General features: G+C 55.2%; 17 protein-coding genes and 1 pseudogene. 9 read left to right on the plus strand and 9 right to left on the minus strand.

Annotated features, from left to right (window positions below; translation table 11 throughout):
* Nucleotides 1-7 precede the first annotated feature (7 nt).
* From RDV48_11240 to RDV48_11255, 4 genes are all read left to right on the plus strand, one after another.
* Nucleotides 8-481, plus strand: coding sequence for a hypothetical protein (locus tag RDV48_11240; GenBank protein ID MDQ7823361.1), 474 nt, complete (start codon nt 8-10; stop codon nt 479-481).
* Nucleotides 482-946: 465 nt separating this feature from the next.
* Nucleotides 947-1213, plus strand: a complete 267-nt coding sequence (locus tag RDV48_11245; GenBank protein ID MDQ7823362.1) for a hypothetical protein — start codon at nt 947-949, stop codon at nt 1211-1213.
* On the plus strand, nt 1214-1564 hold the full coding sequence (locus RDV48_11250; protein MDQ7823363.1) for a type II toxin-antitoxin system PemK/MazF family toxin: 351 nt from the start codon (nt 1214-1216) through the stop codon (nt 1562-1564).
* 116 nt (nt 1565-1680) lie between these two features.
* Nucleotides 1681-1902 (plus strand): addiction module protein, encoded by a 222-nt coding sequence (locus tag RDV48_11255; GenBank protein MDQ7823364.1) that lies wholly within the window; start codon nt 1681-1683, stop codon nt 1900-1902.
* A gap of 227 nt (nt 1903-2129) precedes the next feature.
* On the opposite strand, the gene RDV48_11260 is transcribed toward RDV48_11255, so the two are convergent.
* Both RDV48_11260 and RDV48_11265 read right to left on the minus strand, forming a co-directional pair.
* Nucleotides 2130-3260: a hypothetical protein gene (locus RDV48_11260; protein MDQ7823365.1), complete on the minus strand. Its 1131-nt coding sequence runs from the start codon at nt 3258-3260 to the stop codon at nt 2130-2132.
* A gap of 73 nt (nt 3261-3333) precedes the next feature.
* Complete coding sequence (locus tag RDV48_11265) at nt 3334-3492, minus strand: hypothetical protein (GenBank protein MDQ7823366.1); 159 nt, start codon at nt 3490-3492, stop codon at nt 3334-3336.
* Between the two features lie 140 nt (nt 3493-3632).
* On the opposite strand from RDV48_11265, the gene RDV48_11270 reads away from it, so the two are divergent.
* Nucleotides 3633-3821, plus strand: a complete 189-nt coding sequence (locus RDV48_11270) for a hypothetical protein (protein MDQ7823367.1) — start codon at nt 3633-3635, stop codon at nt 3819-3821.
* Nucleotides 3822-3874: 53 nt separating this feature from the next.
* Here RDV48_11270 and RDV48_11275 read toward each other — a convergent pair whose 3' ends face one another.
* On the minus strand, nt 3875-4258 hold the full coding sequence (locus tag RDV48_11275; protein MDQ7823368.1) for a type II toxin-antitoxin system PemK/MazF family toxin: 384 nt from the start codon (nt 4256-4258) through the stop codon (nt 3875-3877).
* Nucleotides 4248-4481 (minus strand): hypothetical protein, encoded by a 234-nt coding sequence (locus RDV48_11280; protein MDQ7823369.1) that lies wholly within the window; start codon nt 4479-4481, stop codon nt 4248-4250. The genes RDV48_11275 and RDV48_11280 overlap by 11 nt, the downstream gene beginning before the upstream one ends.
* Nucleotides 4482-5028: 547 nt before the next feature.
* Here RDV48_11280 and RDV48_11285 point away from each other — a divergent pair.
* Nucleotides 5029-7458, plus strand: a complete 2430-nt coding sequence (locus RDV48_11285) for an HNH endonuclease signature motif containing protein (GenBank protein ID MDQ7823370.1) — start codon at nt 5029-5031, stop codon at nt 7456-7458.
* Here RDV48_11285 and RDV48_11290 read toward each other — a convergent pair.
* The 5 genes and pseudogenes from RDV48_11290 to RDV48_11310 form a co-directional block, all read right to left on the minus strand.
* Nucleotides 7436-7708, minus strand: a pseudogene (locus RDV48_11290) (DUF86 domain-containing protein). The gene RDV48_11285 and the pseudogene RDV48_11290 overlap by 23 nt on opposite strands.
* Before the next feature lie 21 nt (nt 7709-7729).
* Nucleotides 7730-9649, minus strand: coding sequence for a protein kinase (locus RDV48_11295; protein ID MDQ7823371.1), 1920 nt, complete (start codon nt 9647-9649; stop codon nt 7730-7732).
* 13 nt (nt 9650-9662) lie between these two features.
* On the minus strand, nt 9663-11837 hold the full coding sequence (locus tag RDV48_11300) for a hypothetical protein (GenBank protein ID MDQ7823372.1): 2175 nt from the start codon (nt 11835-11837) through the stop codon (nt 9663-9665).
* Nucleotides 11837-14554: an SNF2-related protein gene (locus RDV48_11305; GenBank protein MDQ7823373.1), complete on the minus strand. Its 2718-nt coding sequence runs from the start codon at nt 14552-14554 to the stop codon at nt 11837-11839. Before RDV48_11305 ends, RDV48_11300 begins: the two co-directional genes overlap by 1 nt.
* Nucleotides 14555-14704: 150 nt before the next feature.
* Complete coding sequence (locus tag RDV48_11310) at nt 14705-16387, minus strand: NERD domain-containing protein (protein ID MDQ7823374.1); 1683 nt, start codon at nt 16385-16387, stop codon at nt 14705-14707.
* A gap of 186 nt (nt 16388-16573) precedes the next feature.
* Between RDV48_11310 and RDV48_11315 the strand changes: the two genes are divergently transcribed.
* From RDV48_11315 to RDV48_11325, 3 genes are all read left to right on the plus strand, one after another.
* On the plus strand, nt 16574-17122 hold the full coding sequence (locus tag RDV48_11315; GenBank protein ID MDQ7823375.1) for a type II secretion system protein GspG: 549 nt from the start codon (nt 16574-16576) through the stop codon (nt 17120-17122).
* Nucleotides 17123-17263: 141 nt separating this feature from the next.
* Nucleotides 17264-18463, plus strand: a complete 1200-nt coding sequence (locus RDV48_11320; GenBank protein MDQ7823376.1) for a cysteine desulfurase family protein — start codon at nt 17264-17266, stop codon at nt 18461-18463.
* A complete protein-coding gene (locus tag RDV48_11325) occupies nt 18456-19592 on the plus strand; it encodes a hypothetical protein (GenBank protein MDQ7823377.1) in 1137 nt (378 codons plus the stop codon). Before RDV48_11320 ends, RDV48_11325 begins: the two co-directional genes overlap by 8 nt.
* The last annotated feature ends 7 nt before the right edge of the window (nt 19593-19599 follow it).

The raw sequence follows: 19599 nt of genomic DNA on the forward strand, positions 1-19599 counted from the left end.
TATGGACATGGGATTTCTTGATTCTCTGAAAGAGGGTGCGAAGAAGCTGGCTGACAGGGTGACCGGTGGCTACGGGAAGGTGGAGTTTGAAATCAATAAGCTGGACTTCAGGCCAGGCGAGGAGATACAATTCACCATCAGCATTGAGGCTACGGGGGAGCTGAAGGCCAAGCGGGTGCTTGTGCACCTGCATTCACAGGAAAGCACCAGAGTTGAGGTGGAGGTCACAAAGCCTGAGGGCACCACACAAAAAGAGATGAAAACCTATCTGGAAACCAAGAACCACGAGTTTGAGGTCCATGGCCCCCTGGAGATGAAGGAGGGGGAGACCAAAACCATCACCGGCAGGATTCTCATCCCCGGCGACTGCCAGCCCACGTTCATGGGCACACACACCACTCATGAGTGGACGGTTGAGGCCGATGTGGATGTGCCGATGGGCAAGGACCTGAAGTCGCTTAAGACGATAACGGTGCGGTAATTGTCACCGAGCACCTTTTGATGGAATTGGAGAACTTCTCATGGATGTTATCAAACAGCCCGACGGGGCGAAAGAGCCGTCACAGAGCAATGGGGACGGCGCGGCAGGTGGGGCCTTTCATGCCTTGACTTCCACGGAATCCCGCTGCTGACCGAATCGACGGAACTGGCGCGCCTCGCCATTTACCGCTGGCTCAAAGAGCGCGAGAAGGCAATGAACCGCAGGTCGATTGAAGAATATGCCGCACAGTTCGGCGGGACAGGGCACTTCTGCGAGCCAGTTTTTTCGCCGATTTCTGTCATCCTCTATGCAACCTCTAAACCTCACTCTTTTTATCTCATTTTTTTCACTCTTCGCTCAGCCTTTTCATAGAGTCCCTCATGAAGACGGCAAGTCTCTGCTCTAAGGGCAGTCTTGACGTGCCACACTACATGCCATATAATAATGGCAGGAGGTGTGGCATATATGGCACGTGAAACGATGCGCAATTTCCATGTTCCCCTTCCCGAAGCACTCTACAAAAGGCTCCGTGAAGAAGCGGCACAGTCACACATGACATCTACAGAGCTGGCGCGTCTCGCTATTTACCGGTGGCTCAAAGAACGAGAGAAATTAATGCTCCGCAGATCGATTGAAGAATATGCCGCGCAGTTCGGCGGGACGAAATACGATTTTGACGAGGATCTCTCCGCCGCTTCTCTTGAGCTCATGCTTTCTCAGGAGGAGCGCTGAATGAAACGCGGAGACGTGTACCGGGCCGAGCTCGTACCTCGCTCAGGATCAGAGCAGCGGGGTGTCCGTCCCGTGATAATTGTTTCTCATGACGGCTTCAACGAAACGCCGGGCTGGCGGTCGGTCATAGTGGTTCCTCTCTCCACCTCACCTGCGCAGGCAGGGAGAGGCCCTACGGCGATCCCTCTCGCCGCAGGCACAGCCGGCCTGGGAAAGGACAGCATCGCCCTCTGCCATCAGGTCACCACACTTGACCGCTCAAAGCTCACACGGCATATGGGAGCATTGTCTGCACCGCTTCTTGCCCTGGTTGAAAAAGCCATGAAGATAGTTACAATGGATAGGCACTGACCTGCCCATCCATTGTAACTATCGTGATTGTGCGGTGAATTGAAGAGTTTTGCCCCTTTATCGACTTTCTGATATAATGGGATTAGAAGCCGCGTCAGCCGAAGAGAGGAATCGCCATGGAAAAAGGTGACCTACCTCTTTCAAAGCTTTCATTTGAACAGAAGCTGCACCTTATGGAGATCCTTTGGGCAGACCTCACCCAAGATGAAGCAGTCTTCCAATCCCCTGCCTGGCATAAAGCGGTCCTTAAGGATCGCGAGAAGGCATGGGCGGGAGGAAAACTCACTGTGTCGGACTGGGAGCACTCCAAGAAAAGAATCAAGAAGAAGGTTTCATGAGGATAAAGCTCCTCGGTGCGGCCGAACAGGACGGTGAATGAGCTCATCGCCCGTGGGGGGCCCATGCGCCATGAGTTGATATACCGGATGGTCGAAGAATTCCCTGAGTCATTGATTACAGGGATCTCCAGGAGGGCACCCTTATCGCCTATACCGACACCGTCAGCGAGGAAAGAGCCTGATGAGCGGCGGGAGATAAAGCTCCCGGGATTCTGAGGGCCCCGGAATTATAAGGAGCTCTCCCATGGCCTTCCGGACTTCAGGTCATCAATAACCTGGCTGGTTCTGAAGTGATTGGCCGGATCGAGCCACAGCAGACCGGTAAGGGTGCTCAGGGCTTTCTGGAAGTCACCCAGGCGCCACAGCACAATACCATATTCCTTGAGGCACTCCAGATATGGCCTGTTTCCGTTATAGCTGCTGCAGAGCACGCAATTGAAGCCTTCTTCCAGAGCGATGTTCCCTATTTCTATGGCGGTCTCAAAATGCCTTGCTGCAAGCCTGAGGGTATATTCACACTCCGTGTCTTCGATCAGCCACATCCCCAGCAGGCAGTGGGCATCGAGGCACCGCAGATCTTTCGCAAGGAGCTCTTTAAGAATACTTCTCGCCTGTCTATTGTCGCCGCCTTCGTGACACTCAATAGCACGCAGGATCGGATGAGAATCCGATCTGACCTCACAGAGATCATCTATGGCATTTTCCATTTCGAAGAGAGGCCTCGGGCCCGCAGCTTGTATTGACTGCAGAATGTCAGCCTCTGGATCATCAGGATCCCATCGGATTTCTTTATCCGGCTCCCACATCCCCCGGGAAAAAAGCTTCAACGGTATGAGCCTGAGGGCCTTCACGTCAATGCGGTGAGCCTTTATCTCGCCGGAGAGAAATTGAGTCCTCTTGAATGTCCAGGCCCGGTTCGGCACCACCGACAGGACTTCTCCTTCCACCACCTCTGCCGTGGAAGAATGCCGCAGCGTCACAGGCTCTCCCGTGGTGAGGTTCCTGCACACAATCGCTCTTTCTTTCACTGCAAGCGCCGCAAACTCCAGAAGCCCGCCCTCTGAAGACTCCCCTTTTCTCTCCGCGGCGAATACCTTTCTTTCGGGAAAGGTGACGCGGCAGCTCCTTATCTTCGATGCGAGATCCCTTCGCAGCGCTTCGATGATATGTTCCTCAAGAGTGTGGTGCCATTCCAGGGGCGCCTCGAAGGAGACCTCGATATGCTCGGTTCTCTCGCCGACAAACACAATTCTCAGGCTTCCGCCGGCTGCATTGAATTGAGCCGCGACTGAACGGAGCGCTTTTATAATCTCATGTTCCGCGATTTCACCGAGGGTGAGAGTGATTTCCGTTTTCATGGTGCCTCCTTTGCCGCTTTTACCGGAGCTCTGATTTTCCTGAAATCCACCTCAGTTTTCAATAATCGGCCGCTTATATCCTGGCGCAGCGCCGTGCCTCTTCACGGAGGTCTGCCGCAGGCACGCTGGCGAAATGAGCGATCCATTGGGCATCATTTTTCAAGTCAACGGCGGGAGAATGAGGCGAGTCAGGGCACTTCTGCGAGCCAGTTTTTTCGCCGCTCTCTGTCATCCTCTATCAGCCTCTGAACCTCACACTTTTTGTCTCATTTTTTTCACTCTTCGCTCAGCCTTTTCATTGAGTCCCTCATGAGAGCCAACAATAATCATCAGGCCAGGCAGTGTCTACCGATCTCGCCCAAGGGCAGACGTGTGGATAAAAAGACGCTTACTTTACCAATGCCTTCCTTATGGATTGTGGCGCTTCGGCCAGGAAAAGGCGATACCGATTCAGGGATCGCAAGACCAGAGCAAGTTCAGGAAGCTTTCAACGGCCCATTGATTCCCCTGAGCCGTGAAAGCTATAATCTCGGCATCCTGAAAAAATCACTGGCCGTCTAGAGGATGGTCTTCGTACAGGCAAGGCAGGATGATCCGCTTCAGTTTCTCCGCACTCATAGACCCGCAAGGCCGAGGCTCACCATGAGGGATTCGTTCACAAGCTTCATTGTTTCGGGAGAAAGCTCACCGCAATGGCCAATGATTCTTGATTTGTCAATGGTTCTTATCTGGTTGAGCAGGACCAGCGAATTATTCCTCAATCCCCCCTCGGGAGCTTTGACCTCTACCTCGGTCTCATAAAGGCTCTTGTCTCCCGAGGTGATGCAGGCGACAATTGTCACGGGACTGTAGAGATTGCCCACATCGTTCTGAAGGACCACACAGGGCCTGATTTTTCTTTGTTCACTTCCTCTGGCGGGGTTCAGATCCACAAGGAGGACATCGCCTCTTTTTATCATCGCTTTCTTTTTCAATGGCGGCTTCTTCTCAGCGGTCATGAATGGAATCCTCCTCCAGGGAGGACCATTCCTCGGCAAGAGCCCTGTCGCGATCAGCCCGGGCGAGGTATCCTTCTTTAAGTCTCTTTCTCAAAAGCTCTTTCTTCAGTTCCTGCGCGTGGATCTCAACAGCTTCTGCGATGAACCGGCTGCGGCCGTTTCTTTCCGCCACTTCATTGAGAAGATTCAGCGTTGAGAGGGGCATTGAGATGGTAAGCCTCACACTTTTTCCTTGTGACATCAGGATCACTCCAGTTATGATGCATAAATCTTATGCAATTATTTTACATCATATTTATGTGAAATTCAAGATTACAGGTGATAAAGGTTGAATTTTTTGACCGGAATCAAGCTGCTCTGATGACTTTTTCATTGACAGCTCAATCTCCCGGCAATAACGGCAGGCCTGGATTATCTCCCCGCCAATGAGTCTGTCAGGCATGATGTCGGTCAAGTATCTCTTATAGGTCTCACTCTGCACGCAGCGAAAATATTTTTCTCGCTCCCCTTTCCGCCTCTCCCCCTCTCTCGCATCACCGCAGAGAGCCTTATCTCTTCGCTGGATGGGCTTTCATGGGTTTTTGCAGGAAAAATCGCAAAACAGGCCTTTCGGGCCACTCATGGGCCATGTGACGATGGCTTCCAATCTCAATACACACAAGCATTTCTGCAGATGACCATTTTGACAGAACATTGCTGTTTCTGTATAATATATATAGGATTCAAAAGTATCCGCTCTGTCTTCAATGATTCATGAAAGGAGGACTATCGTGAATACCGGCGTGATCCGCGAGTATCCCGGATACGAGGCCGTCATGGAGGGCGGGCAGGTCTTCAAGGCATGCCCCGGCCTCCCGCTGGTCACGTACGGCGCCGACGAGGTGCTCTCGCGGGCCGACGGGCGAAACATCTTCCGCGATCTCACCGGGGAGATTCTGGACTGGAACCTCTGGTGCCTCTCCCAGGCGGGGGTGAAGCTTGACCTTCTGATCGGGGAAACGCTTCTCTCCATGAACGGGAAGCTCGAGAGGCTCGGCTACGTGAGGACTTCCGACTTTGTGCGCGAAGAGCTGGGGATTTCCTCCAGGAGCGGCTATGAGCTGATGCGGAATGCGAAGGCCCTTCAGAAGCTTCCCCTCATCAGGGAGGCTCTTGAGGAGGGGCTTCTGCGCAAAAGCGCGCTGCGGTATCTCTTCCAGGTCGTGACGCCTGAGACCGAGGCGGAGTGGCTCCCAAAAGCCATGCGGTGCACCGTGAGGGAAATTGAGGAGGAGGTGAGGAGCTATAAATCAGGTGCCGGTGAAGCCGGCACAGGTGCTTCGGGAGATGCTGAAGGCGGCTCCCGGGGGGGCGGCATCAATACCTTTGTCGCCGGGGATGACGACGAGGAGGGAGTGGGGAGCCTTGCCGTGCAGGTGCGGGTTCCTCTTTCTTTTGCCGCGAAATGGGATCGGGCCCTTGAGGTCTTCCGAAGGATGGAAGAAGCAGAGCTCCCTTCGGAGTCATTCGTGGAGGCTCTTCTCGCCGAGTTCGCCGCTTCGGCGCCGCTTGATGGGCTCGGGGCACAGTGCTCAGAAGCGCCTGGTGCAGAGGGCCGGGGCCATGCTGCAGGGAGATCGGAGACTCTGAGAGCTGTCGGGACTCATGAAGCCGAGGGAGTTTCTCTCTGCCACGAGCAGGGGAAAGGCTCCCATGAGACCTCCCATGGCTGCTGCGCCACCAACGGCAGTGGGGCACACTCTCACGACGGCATTGATGCTTCCGGCACCGGCGAAAGAGGCGCCGATCCCGCCATCGGGGAGAAGGCTCTTCTCCTTGGCACTCTTGCAGGGGTAATCGGCTCCCTCGATGACGAGGCCTCCTTCGGCGAGCGGGACAGGGAGCTTGCGCGGCAGGTCCACAGGGACCTCGAAGAGGTGTCGCACCTCTGGGAGTTCCTCCCCTGGAAGACCGTCACGGTGGAGCTTCCCCCGGAGTTCCAGGCTCCCGCACCTCATCGGCCCGATGCCGATACCGCAGTCACCCCGGACGGAACCCTGGTGCGCCCCCAGATCGATCCCTTCGAGACATTCGCAAAGCTCCGGAAGATGGCGGCCCTGCGCAATTCACTCTCTTTCTACCAGGGGCGCCTCCTGCGGACCCTCAACAATTTTGGCCTCTACAAGGACATGCTCTTCCTCTCCCTCGGGCACTATACCAGGGAGCGCCTCGGAATGTCCCGCAGCACCGCGTATTCCTTAATCTCATTAGAAAGGAGTTATCTGGAGTATCCCGATATGCTGGACCTCGTGAAGGTGGGCAAGCTCACCCCCGAGCAGGCGCGACATCTTACCAGGGTCTTCATTGAAGGGACCCGCGTCCAGGGGGCGTGGCTCTCTTATGCCCAGGAGGTTCCTGTCGCCACCCTCATCCAGGCTGTTGAGGGTTTCCTTCGTTTTGCGAAGAGGGCGGTCCACAAAAAGTGGGACATCGCTCCCGAGGCTTTCGAGGTGGCCGTCACGGGGAGGTCCGTCAAAAGGGTACCCCCCGCACTCTCTAATGCCACGGAACGCAGTGGGGATAAGGGTTTGGATGCGCCAGTCCAGATGTGTACACAGGAGCCTGGGACCCCCTCCCGCAAGGATGGGCTCACCCCTGTCATCTGGCAGGTCACTGCGGGAGGGGAGCACCCTGAACTCCCCGAGATTCTGTCAATCCTCTCGGGAGAGATCCCGAAAGAAGGGACCTTCGAGTCAAACCCCAAGGAGAGGGACGCCCTCATCCGCTTCTTCCTGAAACGGGACCTCATCCCCCTCTGGAACCAAGCCGTGAGGCTCTGGGCCGCCGGCAAACAGGAGAGGGCCGCCGAGGGCGGAGAGGAACTCGCCCTCTTCATCGAGGCCCTCCTTGACAGCTTCCTCTCCGCCTGGGACATCCCCGAGAAAAGGGACATCCACCACCGCACCCTTGCCCGCGACCGCTACCAGTGCCAGGCCCCCGGCTGCCGCTCGCGCCGCAATCTTCACTCCCATCACATCATCTTCCGCTCCCACGGGGGAAGCGATAAGCTTCACAACAGAATCACCCTCTGCATGGCCCACCACCTCAGGTGCCTCCATGAGGGCCACCTCATCATCAGGGGCACGGCGCCCCACGGCCTCATCTTCCCCCGCGGCGGGAGGGCCGACCGCGCGCTCCTCACAGATCAGGATTGTTCCTGAGGAATACCCCGATGGAAATGGCAAACTTCCTGAAATCACCGAGGTCATTGCGCAGGATTTCCAGGATTCTTTCATTATCCACTTCCCAGTAGCGATGAACCACCAGATTCCGGAATCTGGACATTTTCTTCAGGTTCTCCACAAGCTCCGGATCTTTCAGAATCCCATCTCTTGCGAGTATCTCCAGCGACTCTGCATTGCTTTTCGGAATGTCAAGGTTACAGGCGGCGATGATATGATGCGTCATATTGAATACGGTCTCGGTATCCCCTCAAATTTCTGGCACCTTGCCCTGCTTTTTTTCAACCTGCTCCAAGAGTTCTGCAGCGCTCCTGTCCTCCGGGCACTGCCTGCAGCAGTCCTCCAGCAGCGTCCGGGCTTCCTGATACTTTCCCGCCAGGGAGAGATACCTTCCTATAATTACTGTAATTGCTCTTTCCTCAGGCACAAGGCGCAGATAACTCTCCAGGTGAAGGACTGCCTCATTGTACTCTTTCAGCTCGCCGAGGGCCAGGCCCAGGTGCTTGAGGACTCCGGCTTCGTCGGGGGTGAAGTGCAGGACTTCCCTGAGGTAAGGGACTGCCTGGTCATGGAAGCCTTCCCTGCAGAGAAAGCAGCCCAGCTCGCTCTTGATGGCGAGATTGTCTTTTTTCAGGAGCGCTGCTTTAATGTAATGCTCGCGGGCATCGGAGAGAGAGCGCTGCTTTGCAAGGAGTCTTGCCATATGGAGTTCCGCGTCAGCGTGGCCCTCTTTCGCTGAAGCCTTCTTATAGAGCGCGAAGGCTTCGGAATCTTTTCCCAGGAGCTCTTTCGCGTAACCGCTGCGGAAAAGAATATCGGGGTGATCGCCCATCTTCAAAGCGGCGATCTCAAGGAATCCTTCAAGCTCCTCTATCCTGCCTCTTTCAAACAGGAGCGCCGCTTTCTGCTGCACCAGCCTTATGTCACCAGGGCGCTTTTTCAGCGCCTCCTCAATCTCTATTTCAGCCTCAACAGTTCTGTGGGTCCTGAGGAGATGCTGTATCCAGTGAAGTCTCAGGCCATCCCATGAAGGATGATCCTTAAGGAACTCCATCAGGACTTTTTCCTCGTCTGCAGGGTTCTCGACTGACCTGCAGTACTCTATGGCAAGCTCTTCATCAGCCGGGGCCGACTGGAGAAGGTTTCCGAGAATTGTCCTGGCTTTCTCTTTATTCCCGATCTTTCTGTGACACCGCGCAATGAGGCTTATCACCTCACTGGTGCCAAGGCCGAGCTTTCGCGCTTTTACCAGGCACTCCAGGGCCTTTTTATGGTCCTTCCCCTCCATGTGGTATTTCCCGCGGTGGAGCCAGAACTGGGGGTCGCAGCTTTCCGCCTGAGGGAGGGCTGATGCCTGGTAACGCTCCTGGAGCTTGTGCAGCACCGGGAGAATATCTGCAGCACTCTTAATCCTCATTGAGGGATCTTCCTTTATGCAGTTCAGGATAAGGCTGTCAAGGTCGTGCGATACAGTGCTGTTTATCTTCTGAAGCGACGGGAAGAGATATAGGTCGCTCCCCTCCTTTTCCCTGGGATCTATTCCGCTCAGGAGGTGATGAAAGGACGCACCGAATGAGAACAGGTCGCTCTGGGGGACGGAGCGGGCCTGGAACTGCTCGGGCGCCATGTAACCGGAAGTGCCTATTCTGACAGTATCTCTTGCCTTGGAAGGGTTGAAATGCCTGCTGGTGCCGAAATCCACCAGATAGACCTTCCCGTCGGCGCAGAGGATGATGTTTTCCGGCTTCAAATCCCGGTGGATAAGAGGCGAGGGGAGCGAGTGGAGATATTCAAGGATTGTCGCCACCTGCTTCATAAGAGTAAGGGCCTCGGCCTCCTGGAGCATGCCGCCCTTTTCTTTCAGGACCTCTTCCAGGTTCTTTCCCTCGATGAACTGCATGACGATGAACTGGAAAGACTGCTCCACAAAGCTGTCATATATCTCAGGGATGCCGGGATGCCTCAGGTCCGAGAGAAACTGCGCCTCCCGGAGGAACAGCTCTTCCTCTCTTTTATCGGCTGGATCTATGGGGACACGCTGCTTTACGGCCACGCTCCTCTCGCGGAACTGCAGGTCCCAGGCTCTATAGACCCTCCCGAAGCCGCCCCGTCCGAGGCTCCCCGTGATGCGGTAACGGCCCTTCAGAACCTGACCGGGCCAGAATTTCATATTCCCTCCCCCTTCACACTCCCAACACTCCCCTGAGTCTGTCCACAAGCCCTCTTTTCCTTGAGCTCAGCACTTCAAGCGATACTGGATCGATACCATACTGTAGGCAGGAGGTAAGACCGGCCCCCCTCAGCACGAAAAAATCATTTCCCCGGCCATGGTACCACTGGCTGAAGCCCTTCATTTCGGGGAAAGCACTGCTATTCAGGCGAATGACGCTTTGTATCGGGTCAAGATTCTTATCAATCTTTTTCAGCGAACGGCATACCGCGCACTCGGACTTTTTGCCGTCAATGCATGAGGTGCACACCTTCATCCCGCAGGACTCACACAATGAATAATGACTCGCACATGCTGGCTTTCCGCAGGAGGGGCAGCTTTTCACGTCATCGCTGCAAAAAGTCTTATTGCAGACATGACAGAAATATTGGCAGAGGCTGCAGAGCTCTTTCCCGCATCCGCTGCAGGCGACGAAATGATCAGTGCATGATTCAGCCATACATTCGGGGCATTTCTTGGCATGGGCCCCGCAGACCGGTTTGTTGCACCTGTTACAGATCACTGCGCAGGCGGGGCAGATTTTCTTTGAGTCTCTTTGACATTCTTTCAACTGCGATGCCGCGCATGGGCCGCAGTACTCCCTGCCACAGAGAGCGCATGCAACATAATGCTCAATACAATTAAGCGTCCTGCATTCCGGGCAGGGTTTAAGATGCTCGCTGCAGGAGGGCTTCCTGCAGGTGGCGCAGGTACAGGAGTGGCTCAGACAGAGGACTTTACCATCCTTGTGGCATGTCATATATTTTGTCGAAGAGCACGGGCAGCTTCTTTTACCGCAGACGGAGCACTGAAGGAAATGATCGTGGCATGAGTATTTCCCGCACTCCGCACACATTTCTCTGTCAGTTTCGCAGAGGTATTCGCCGCATGTGCTGCACTGCGTGTTATGGACAGTGCAGAAAAGCATGCCGCATTCCCTGCAAGTCTTGGTGCAGAGCGCACAGCCTTCCTTACCGCAGGCGGAACATATTGCTCTGTGGGTTTTACAGCCTCTCTTACCGCATGCAGGGCATTCTGCCAGGCACTCATCGCAGATAATCTTCCTGCATGAGGGCACGGCGCATTCCAAATGGAAGCAGGTGCTGCATTTTTCCTTGCTGCAGGCCCCGCATTTCCAGATGTCACTTCTGCAATGAACCCCATGACTCTCGCAGAGATGGAACTCACGGAGAGACGCGCCGCATTTGGGGCAGAGAATGTCCTCGTATCTCTCCAGGAAGAAATCATACTCTATGACAAAAGGGAACTTCTTCCCATTTTTTGACACTTCCAGTATATTCCTCAGCAAGGGAACACAATAGGTCGTCACGCTTATGAGGGAGAGCTCGAAGGAGACCTCGTAGCGCTTTTTTATCTCTTCCAATGACTTGTTCTTGTTTTTTTCGAACTCCTGGGGGGTGAGGGTCTTATCCTTGAGGGCTGTTGCATAGTCCCTTCGGTAAAACTCCTCGGCAGTGAGCAGCTCATCGCTGCTTATCTTTGTGAATTCCGACTCCAGGGCGGTCATAAGGGGTTGAACCTTTATTTCAGCGATCTGGTAAGCTTTCTTCTTAAGCTCCTCAAAGGGCTTCCCCGGCAGGACTTTCCCATCAAGAGGAGGGCTGTCGGCAATCCCTGCATCCTTGAGCTTGAGGAGGAGGGGGTTTACCATCTTGCCCGACGAAGAATCCACCAGCACCGGGAAGAGCTCTTCTTTCTTCTCGTCGGTGGTGATGGAAAGCTTGAAGTTGAACCGCGTAAGGCAGCGGTAGAATAGTCTTGATTCTGCCAAGGTGCCCTGACATGCCGCAAAGGCAAGGCCACCAGGGACTCCTTTGTACTTCGCCAGATCAGAGGCTGAAATGTTCAAATAGCCGCAGGAATAATGGCGTGTATCGTTATAAGCCTCCCTCACGGAGGTAAGCACAGGGGAGCCGAGGGTGATGAAAGCATAATCGGCATGAAAGGGAAGAAGCTCCCTGTTGAAGCAAAGCCTGAGCTGGGAGCTGTTTTCAAAGAACTTCGAGAGGTCTGCAGGAAGGCTCACCGTCCACAGGTCGTCACCTCCGGGGCTATACTGCACCGCAGCATTGTGGAGCCTGAAGAACTCGCCGAGGAAATTCTTGAGAGTTTCTTTTTCAAAGAGCATCAGTCATCATCAAGGTGAGGGAGAAAGACATTGCTCGCATTGATCTCGCCTGCCATTCTCCCTCCCTGTTCCAGTTTATCGCCAAGCTTGCGGTATAAGGTCTCCCTCACCTCAGCCTCGCCCTTTGATTCAATGAGGATATTCCAGATGAGATCGTCAAAATTCTTGTCCTCGAAAGAGAGGCCCAGGATAAGGTCTATCTGCCCTATGGCAAGCTCGAAGAGCTTCACCTTCTTTTCCAGGATCTCCAGTATCACGTCCTCTATGGTGCCCCGGAGTGACAGGTTGAAGACCAGCACCTTCTTTTTCTGCCCTATTCTCTGGAGCCTCCCGATCCTCTGCTCAAGGCGCATGGGGTTCCACGGGAGATCATAATTGACCACTGACCGGCTGAAATGATGAAGGTTGAGACCTTCGCTGCCGGCCTTCGACACAATGAGCACCTGTGAAGGCTCCGCAAACTCTCTCAGCGCCGTCAGTTTCTCCTGGTTGGTGCCTCTGTAAAGCGAGCATGGTATTCTGTTCTCAGCCAGGAACCTCCTTAGATACTCCTGCGTGGGAACGTGGTCAGTGAAAAGCACCACTTTTTCATTGAGAGTAGTGATGAGGCTGAGGAGCCTTGACGCCTTTGAAGGCCTTGTGATGGCTCTTGCTTTCATTTGAAAGCGCGAGAGCATTTCACACTCGCTCCCGGTAAAATTCCAGTTCTCGCTCTGCAGAAGGTTCCCGATGCTCTCGGCAATGGCCATGGGGCTGCTGGTAAGGCGCTGCTGAAGCATCATGAGGGCAAGCTTGCGCATAATCTTCTGCCTTGCGGAGAGGCTCCTGATGAAAGCAGTCGCCTCCTGGTAGAGGGAGAGCTCTTCGCTTGAAGGCTCCACTTTTAATGTCTGAGCTTCTCTCTGGGGAAATTTCACAAGCGCCGACGCTCTTCTCGTTCTTACCATCACCTCGGAGAGGAGCTCCTTGAGCTGGTCAACATTCCTGGGCCTCCTGCGGTCCTTTTTATCAACGTAGCGGGCGACGAAATCCCTTTCATCTCTGAGGTGCCCAGGCCTCAGGAGCGTGATGAGGTTGAAGAGCTCCAGAAGGTCATTGTGAAGCGGCGTGGCGGTGAGAAGGAGAATATAGTGCTTCCTCAGGGAATGCAGCATTTTCCAGCGCTTCGTCGTGCGGTTCTTCGCGAAATGGGCCTCGTCCACGATAATCATGTCCCAGTCCTGCTTGAGGAGACTGGCCTTCACCTCTTCATTTCTTGCCGCAGTGTCAATAGGGATAATAATGGACTTCTCCCTGAAAAGTATCTCCGGAGAGTACTCCCCTGATTTGTATACAAAGAAATCCCTTTCAAACTTGTCCCTCATCTCCTCTCTCCATTGGTCGGTCAGGTGGGAGGGCACGATGATGAGCACTCTTCTCACCAGGCCTCGGGCTCTCAGTTCTTCCATGATGAGGCCCGCCTCGATGGTCTTGCCGAGTCCCACTTCGTCGGCAAGCAAAGCCCGGCCGCGCATAGTTTTTAGAACTCTCTTTATGACCTTGAGCTGATGGGGCATCTCCTCGACTTTATTGTGCTCTATGGTGATAAGGCTGTCGAACCCGAGGGTCCGTCCGAAAAACTCGGCCAGGTAGTAACTGGCGCCATAGGAAAAGAGTCCGGGACTTTTCTGGCTTACCTTCTGAGAAATGACGGGGTCTTCTTTTATTGAAAGCTTTGAAGGCTTCTGAGGCGGGCCTGATGATTCAAGGGGCTTCATGGCTCCGCAGCACGAGCAGAGAGAGTGGCCTTCAAGCAGGGGGGTACCGCAGGAATTGCATTTTTCATAGGTAGTCTTGATGAGGTACATCTTCTCCAGGTCATTCCTGAGGCTCATGACCGTCTGATAGCGAAGGCTGCGGTCGGGCTGGGCGCATTTTACGATTATGCTTTCGAACTCTTTAGGCAGTGAGCTGTTATAGCGCGAAAGAGACTCCAGAGGTTTATGGCCAGGGAATTTTTCCGGGGCCTGGCCCGTGACAAGAAGAAACAGAAGCCTTCCCAGCGCATAGATGTCTGACCTGTGATCCGACTCTCCCTTATACTGCTCGGGGGGAGCATAGCCTTCAGTTCCAAGGCAGTGCGTGTCGCGGGCACGCTTGAAATCAAAGGCTCTCGCTATGCCGAAATCTATGAGATAGGGCGTCTTTCCCTGCAGAATGATATTCTCAGGCTTCAGGTCTCTGAAGACAATCTGGGGGCTCCTGGAGTGGAGGTACCACAGGACTTCGCAAAGCTCACACCCCAGTTCAAGCACTTCCTCCACGGGAAGAGGGAGCTTTTTTTTCGAGAGGCGATCCGCAAGCGTTTCACCCGGGATATACTCCATCACAAGGCAATATGAGGAGTTATGGCGGAAATAGGAGTAGACGCGGGGGATCTGCTGGTGGTTCAGGGAGGCCAGCATATTGGCTTCCTTTTCGAAAAGGCTTTCCATCTCCCCGGGGGAGAGCGCCGTGCCCTGGGGTGAGAGCATCTTGATGACGACGTCTCTTCTGAGGCTCCCCTGCTTTCCAAGGTAGACAACGCTCATTCCGCCTCTTTTCAGGACTTTCTCAACCAGGAACTCATGGTTCAGGATCTCGCCCGGTGTAAGCACCTTGATGCCTCCAATGGCAGACAGATTAAAGCTCAGTTCAAGGGCAGGAATAAAATAGGAGTATGTAGTGTTTATGAGCATGTTTTACAGAAGAGCTTGCCTTTCCTCTTTCAGTAATCTATCTGTTTAAAGGCTTCAGACCTCACCAAAGATGAAGCAGTCTTCCAATCCCCTGCCTGGCATAAAGCGGTCCTTAAGGAAAGCTTCGCATATGAGAGTGACAGCAGTGTGTCAGTGCGTCGGGGAGAGCGCGGCGAGGGCCTCCTCGTCGCCCATGACGATGAGGTGGTTCCTGGGGCGCGAGAGGGCCACGTAAACGAGCGAGACATCCTTGATCGTGTGGCTGTTCAGCTCTGTGAGTATAACCACCCTGTTTTCCAGGCCTTTAAATGAATGGACGGTGGAGAGCTGGACCTCTGTCGGCGTCGAAGGAGCTTTCCTCAGCACGAAGTTCCCGCAGGTTTCTCCCTCAACAAAGCCTGAGCTGTTCTCCTTCTCGACGCTCCGCATGGAGAGCACCGTGATATCTCCTGGCGAAAAGCCTTCCACGGTGATGAGGCGGTGGAGCAGCTTTCCCATCTGGGAGATCATCTTCCTTTTATCTCTGCAGGGTATCATCTCGACGGAGCGCCCCGAGGGGCCGCGGGGGGTGAAGGGAGCCGGCGATGAATAGAACCGGGAGATCACCTGTGAGATCGCTTTTGTATTGCGGATATTCTCATTGAGTGAAAAGGTCATGCCGGTGAAGGGGAGCTGCAGCTCATTCCTGTAAATACGCTGGTTATCGTCATAGAAGACGTAGAACACGCCGGTGTCGGCGCTTGCGAGGGCACCTTCCAGGGCCGTCCACCACAGCTCATGAAAATCCTGGCCTTCATCGACGATTATGGCGTCGAAGAGGAGGCGGGGCTCTCTGTTCATTGCATCGAGGAGCACCTCGGGGAGCTTCTTTTCAAAGAACTCCCTGCCCTGCTGCTGCTCGAGGGGGATGCCCGCCGCGGTGGCCATGTCAAAGCAGAGCCGGTGAAAATTGGCCGCGGTGAGCCCTGGGATGTCCGTCACAAGGCGCTGCAGGAACTCCGACAGGGGCCTGTTATAGCAGGTGAGCAGGGTCCTGAAGCCTTCCTGTGCGAGGCGCTTTGCTTTCTCCAGCGCCATGAAGCTCTTCCCCGAGCCGGCGCATCCCCCGATTGCGGCCTTCCTGTTGCGGCTCAGGAAATCCAGGAGCCTGAACTGCTGCTCCGTGAGGTGGACAATCTCGCGCTCCTCTTCGTCGGCCGTAAGCCTGAGAGGGTTTTCCAGCGTCACGGTCTTGGCGAGCATCCATTCCAGGGTGCTGATAAGAGCCTTGTAATCGCTGCTTCTGGCGGAGCGCTTCCTCCTCCAGAAGGAGAAAATCTCTTCCAGGCGACGCGGGAGGTGCTGCATATCCTCGCAGTCTATTATGATGTCGGGGGGTGAGTCGGGAGTGATGTCGTACGAGGGCTTCTTCACCTCGGGGAAAGCAACGGCGTGGTAAAGCTCCACGAAGGTGTCCTTCCAGGCCCTCAGGGACTTGATTTTCTCAAGAAGCGCATACTTGCTCCTCGTGACCTGCTTGAAAGGATCGTCGATTTCATGCTCATTTCCGTGAAAGTCGATGGAGACCCACTGCCGGCTTTTTCCCTCATACCGGATTTTGCCGCCTTTCACCTCTATGAGGAGCACGCCGAACTCAGGGTGGGCCGCGATGAAATCGGTCTCGCCGTCGTAGGGCTGGCATTCTCTCCCGAGGCCGAGCCACGCGATATGGTAGAAGACCGTCCAGGAGTCGCCGAGCTGCCTGGCACACTCGTCATAGAGGCGTATCTCCGCCTTGCTCTTTGATTCTGACCGGGTTTTAGCTGAAAGCTTGTCGGGAAATATGCGGCTCATTGATACCCCCCCTCTGGTGATTCGCTATGGTAAAGACAATTCCTATCGCGCCGGCGGTGAACCGCCAGGACCAGTGAAAACCTTACTTCTGCAGGCATCCGGTGCGGGAAGAAACCCTGACCATAACAGGATATCACCCGGGGATGTTGAAGTGATTCCTATCCAAGAAAAAGAAGGACTGGTGCCATGAAAACATTGGTGAGTGCAGCACTTGTCACTGCCTGCTGCCTGGTCGTCCTTAGTGCGGGAAACCTCCAGGCGTCGGAGCAAAAAGGACCATGCCTTTATTCCCAGGCATCGCCCACTGACAGGCAGACCCTTGAGAAGGTCGAGGCCTATTTCCTGCAGCAGAAGGCCCAGGCGCAGGCCAAGGCCTGCCTTTCAAACCTCAAAAGCCTTTCCACGGCCCTTGATATGTATCAGAGTGACCATGGCGGGAAATACCCGGCGGGTCTTGAGGCCCTTGTTCCCCGCTACCTGACCAGGATGCCGCAATGCTGGGCCTGCTGGAAGGACACCTACAGCGCTACCTACAAGGTCACCCAGGGAGGCAGGGGCTTTTCATATTGCTGCGGCGGCACTTATCATCAAGTGATCGGCCTGGGTCCCAATCTTCCCGCTTATGACTCAGTAAAAGGCCTCGCACCGGCAAAGATTCCCGAGGTGCAGTGCACCGATCCCGACGTGCTGAACCATCCCCTGGTGAAGCAGTTCCAACAGCAGCAAAGGCAGTGAAATAACCAGGCCCTCCTGGTCATAATTCCCCCTTGCACCGGGCGCCCTAAAATGCTATAATATCTATAGATTTACTGGACATTTATCATCCCTGTGGAATAAGGTTTCAGCACGAATCCTGGAATAAGGACTCAGCACACAATGAGACAGGCATACCTTGACCACAATGCCACCACTCCCCTTCACCGCGGGGTCCTGGAGAAGATGCTGCCCTTCTTCGGGGAGCACTTCGGCAACGCCTCGAGCACCCACGGCCCCGGCAGAAAAGCGAGAAAAGCCGTCGAGGAGGCCAGGGAGCACGTGGCGCGCCTGATAGGCGCTTCGCCCGATGAAGTATTCTTCACAAGCGGCGGCACGGAATCGGATAACCTTGCCCTCACCGGCGCCGCAAGGGCACTCCGCGCGAAGGGAACCCACATCATCACAAGCGCCATAGAGCACCATGCAGTCCTTCACTGCGCCGGGCACCTGGTGAAAGAAGGATTCACCGCCACCATCCTTCCCGTTGACAGGCACTGCCGCGTGAACATTGAAGATCTTGAAAAAGCCCTCAACAGCGGCACTATCCTCGTGAGCATCATGCATGCCAACAACGAGACAGGCGCCATTCAGCCTGTTGAGGAGCTCGCCGCCATTGCGGGAAAAAGAGGAGTGCTCTTTCACACCGATGCCGTGCAGACGGCAGGGAAGCTTGCCATAGACGTGAAAGCCCTGGGTGTGGACCTCCTCTCCCTGTCGGCCCACAAGATCCATGGCCCCAAGGGTGCGGGCGCCCTTTACGTGAAGAAGGGAACGCCCCTTGAGCCCATAGTCTTCGGCGGCGCCCAGGAGGAGGGGAAGCGGGCCGGGACTTACAATGTGCCCGGCATCGTGGGCCTCGGGGAGGCGGCGCGCCTTGCACTTACCTCGCAGAGCGAGAACTCTGGCTACATGGAGGCCATGAGGGACGAGCTCGAAGAGGGGATTCTTGACGGGAATTTCGGCGGAATCATCATTACCGAAAGAGAGGGGAGGCTCTCCAACACCCTTTCGGCGGCCTTCCCGGGATACGACAACAAGGTCCTCATCGCATGCCTCGACGATGAGGGGATTGCGGTATCATCGGGAGCGGCCTGCACGGCAGACTCGGAAAACCCTTCGCACGTGCTTTCGGCCATGGGTCTCTCAAAAGAGGCGGCGCGGAGCATCATCCGCTTCTCTCTGGGAAGCGGCACTTCTGAAGAGGATATTGACTACACCCTCGGGGTCCTGAGAAAAGTCCTGAAAAAGCTGAAGCCCGGGAGGGGCTCTTTCCTGGTGGGGGCCCTCTCGTACCTTCGAAAGGAGAAAGTCCGTGGCTGAGAGAGTGGAGAAGCTCCTGATGATGTTCTCCGGAGGCACCGACACCACCCTGGCCGCATCGAGGATCCTGGAGAGCAACGAGTGTGATCGCCTGTACCTTGTGACGTTCTGCAACGGAATATGTGTGAGGGTTGACCGCTCAAAGATCCATGCCGATGAGCTGATCGCCCGCTACGGCGCCGACCGCGTCTCCCACGAGATCATCTACGTCACCGAGATCTTTCACCAGATCCGCTCGCCCCTCAGAGAGCTCATCACCCGGTATGGCTCGACGCTGGTCTTTGATCTCTGCTGCCGCCTCTCCATGGAGACCATGGCCATCATTTATTCCCGCTCCCACGGCATCAGGCATGTCTGCGACGGCACCAACATCGACCAGGGCAGGCTCTTCCTGGAGCGGCCCGAATACCTGAGGATAAGCAAAGAATTCTATGGCACGTACGGCATCTCATATTTCAGCCCTGTGTATGCAAAATCGGGAGGAAGGCTCGGAAGGCGCGACGAGCTGGTGAAGCAGGGCTTCACCGTGGGGCCCGCATTCCTGGAAAACCTGAATATCTCCTGCTGCCTCTTCCAGCAGCCCTTCTGCCTCATGGCCTTTCACACCTTCTTCTTCACGTCGTTCCTCTCCAGGCTTCCCCTTCTCTCGGGCGTCATCAAAAAATTCAATCTCCCTCTTGAAAAAGCAATGAAGCTCCGCATTGACCGCCAGCAGATCGCCCACCGGATCATCAGGGAGCGCGAGGAGTTCGACAAGGCAGGCTTTGAATCAGGCTCAGTGAGGATCCAGGAGCACTTCTGCACCACGAAGCTCTGCGGGCAGAACACCATCGAGATCGCCTTCCCCCGCGACACGGTGATAGACACGGCGATCCTCGGAAAAGAGCTCTCGTCAAAGGGAAAAGTTACCATGGAGGGGACGATGCTTCGGCTCAGGACTGACGGGCTCGACATGGTAGTCTTTCCCTCGGGGAGGGTTCTCATCGAGGGCACCCGGGACAGGAGCAGGGCCGTATCGCTCTATGAGAGGCTCCTTGCGCCCCTGGAGGTCTTCTCCCGGCCCGGCGCGGAAAAGGCTGCAGGTCTCCAGGCCCCTGCCATAGAAGACTCATGGCATACAATTCCCTGAAAAGGAG

The organism is Candidatus Eremiobacterota bacterium (assembly GCA_031082125.1).
Taxonomy (GTDB): Bacteria; Vulcanimicrobiota; CADAWZ01; order CADAWZ01; family Ess09-12; genus Ess09-12.

Excerpts from the sequence above, each read along its gene's own strand:
- RDV48_11240 (MDQ7823361.1), top strand. The coding sequence starts at position 8 with ATGGGATTTCTTGATTCTCTGAAAGAGGGTGCGAAGAAGCTGGCTGAC.
- RDV48_11245 (MDQ7823362.1), top strand. The coding sequence starts at position 947 with ATGGCACGTGAAACGATGCGCAATTTCCATGTTCCCCTTCCCGAAGCA.
- RDV48_11250 (MDQ7823363.1), top strand. The coding sequence starts at position 1,214 with ATGAAACGCGGAGACGTGTACCGGGCCGAGCTCGTACCTCGCTCAGGA.
- RDV48_11255 (MDQ7823364.1), top strand. The coding sequence starts at position 1,681 with ATGGAAAAAGGTGACCTACCTCTTTCAAAGCTTTCATTTGAACAGAAG.
- RDV48_11260 (MDQ7823365.1), bottom strand. The coding sequence starts at position 3,260 with ATGAAAACGGAAATCACTCTCACCCTCGGTGAAATCGCGGAACATGAG.
- RDV48_11265 (MDQ7823366.1), bottom strand. The coding sequence starts at position 3,492 with ATGACAGAGAGCGGCGAAAAAACTGGCTCGCAGAAGTGCCCTGACTCG.
- RDV48_11275 (MDQ7823368.1), bottom strand. The coding sequence starts at position 4,258 with ATGACCGCTGAGAAGAAGCCGCCATTGAAAAAGAAAGCGATGATAAAA.
- RDV48_11295 (MDQ7823371.1), bottom strand. The coding sequence starts at position 9,649 with ATGAAATTCTGGCCCGGTCAGGTTCTGAAGGGCCGTTACCGCATCACG.
- RDV48_11300 (MDQ7823372.1), bottom strand. The coding sequence starts at position 11,837 with ATGCTCTTTGAAAAAGAAACTCTCAAGAATTTCCTCGGCGAGTTCTTC.
- RDV48_11305 (MDQ7823373.1), bottom strand. The coding sequence starts at position 14,554 with ATGCTCATAAACACTACATACTCCTATTTTATTCCTGCCCTTGAACTG.
- RDV48_11310 (MDQ7823374.1), bottom strand. The coding sequence starts at position 16,387 with ATGAGCCGCATATTTCCCGACAAGCTTTCAGCTAAAACCCGGTCAGAA.
- RDV48_11315 (MDQ7823375.1), top strand. The coding sequence starts at position 16,574 with ATGAAAACATTGGTGAGTGCAGCACTTGTCACTGCCTGCTGCCTGGTC.
- RDV48_11320 (MDQ7823376.1), top strand. The coding sequence starts at position 17,264 with ATGAGACAGGCATACCTTGACCACAATGCCACCACTCCCCTTCACCGC.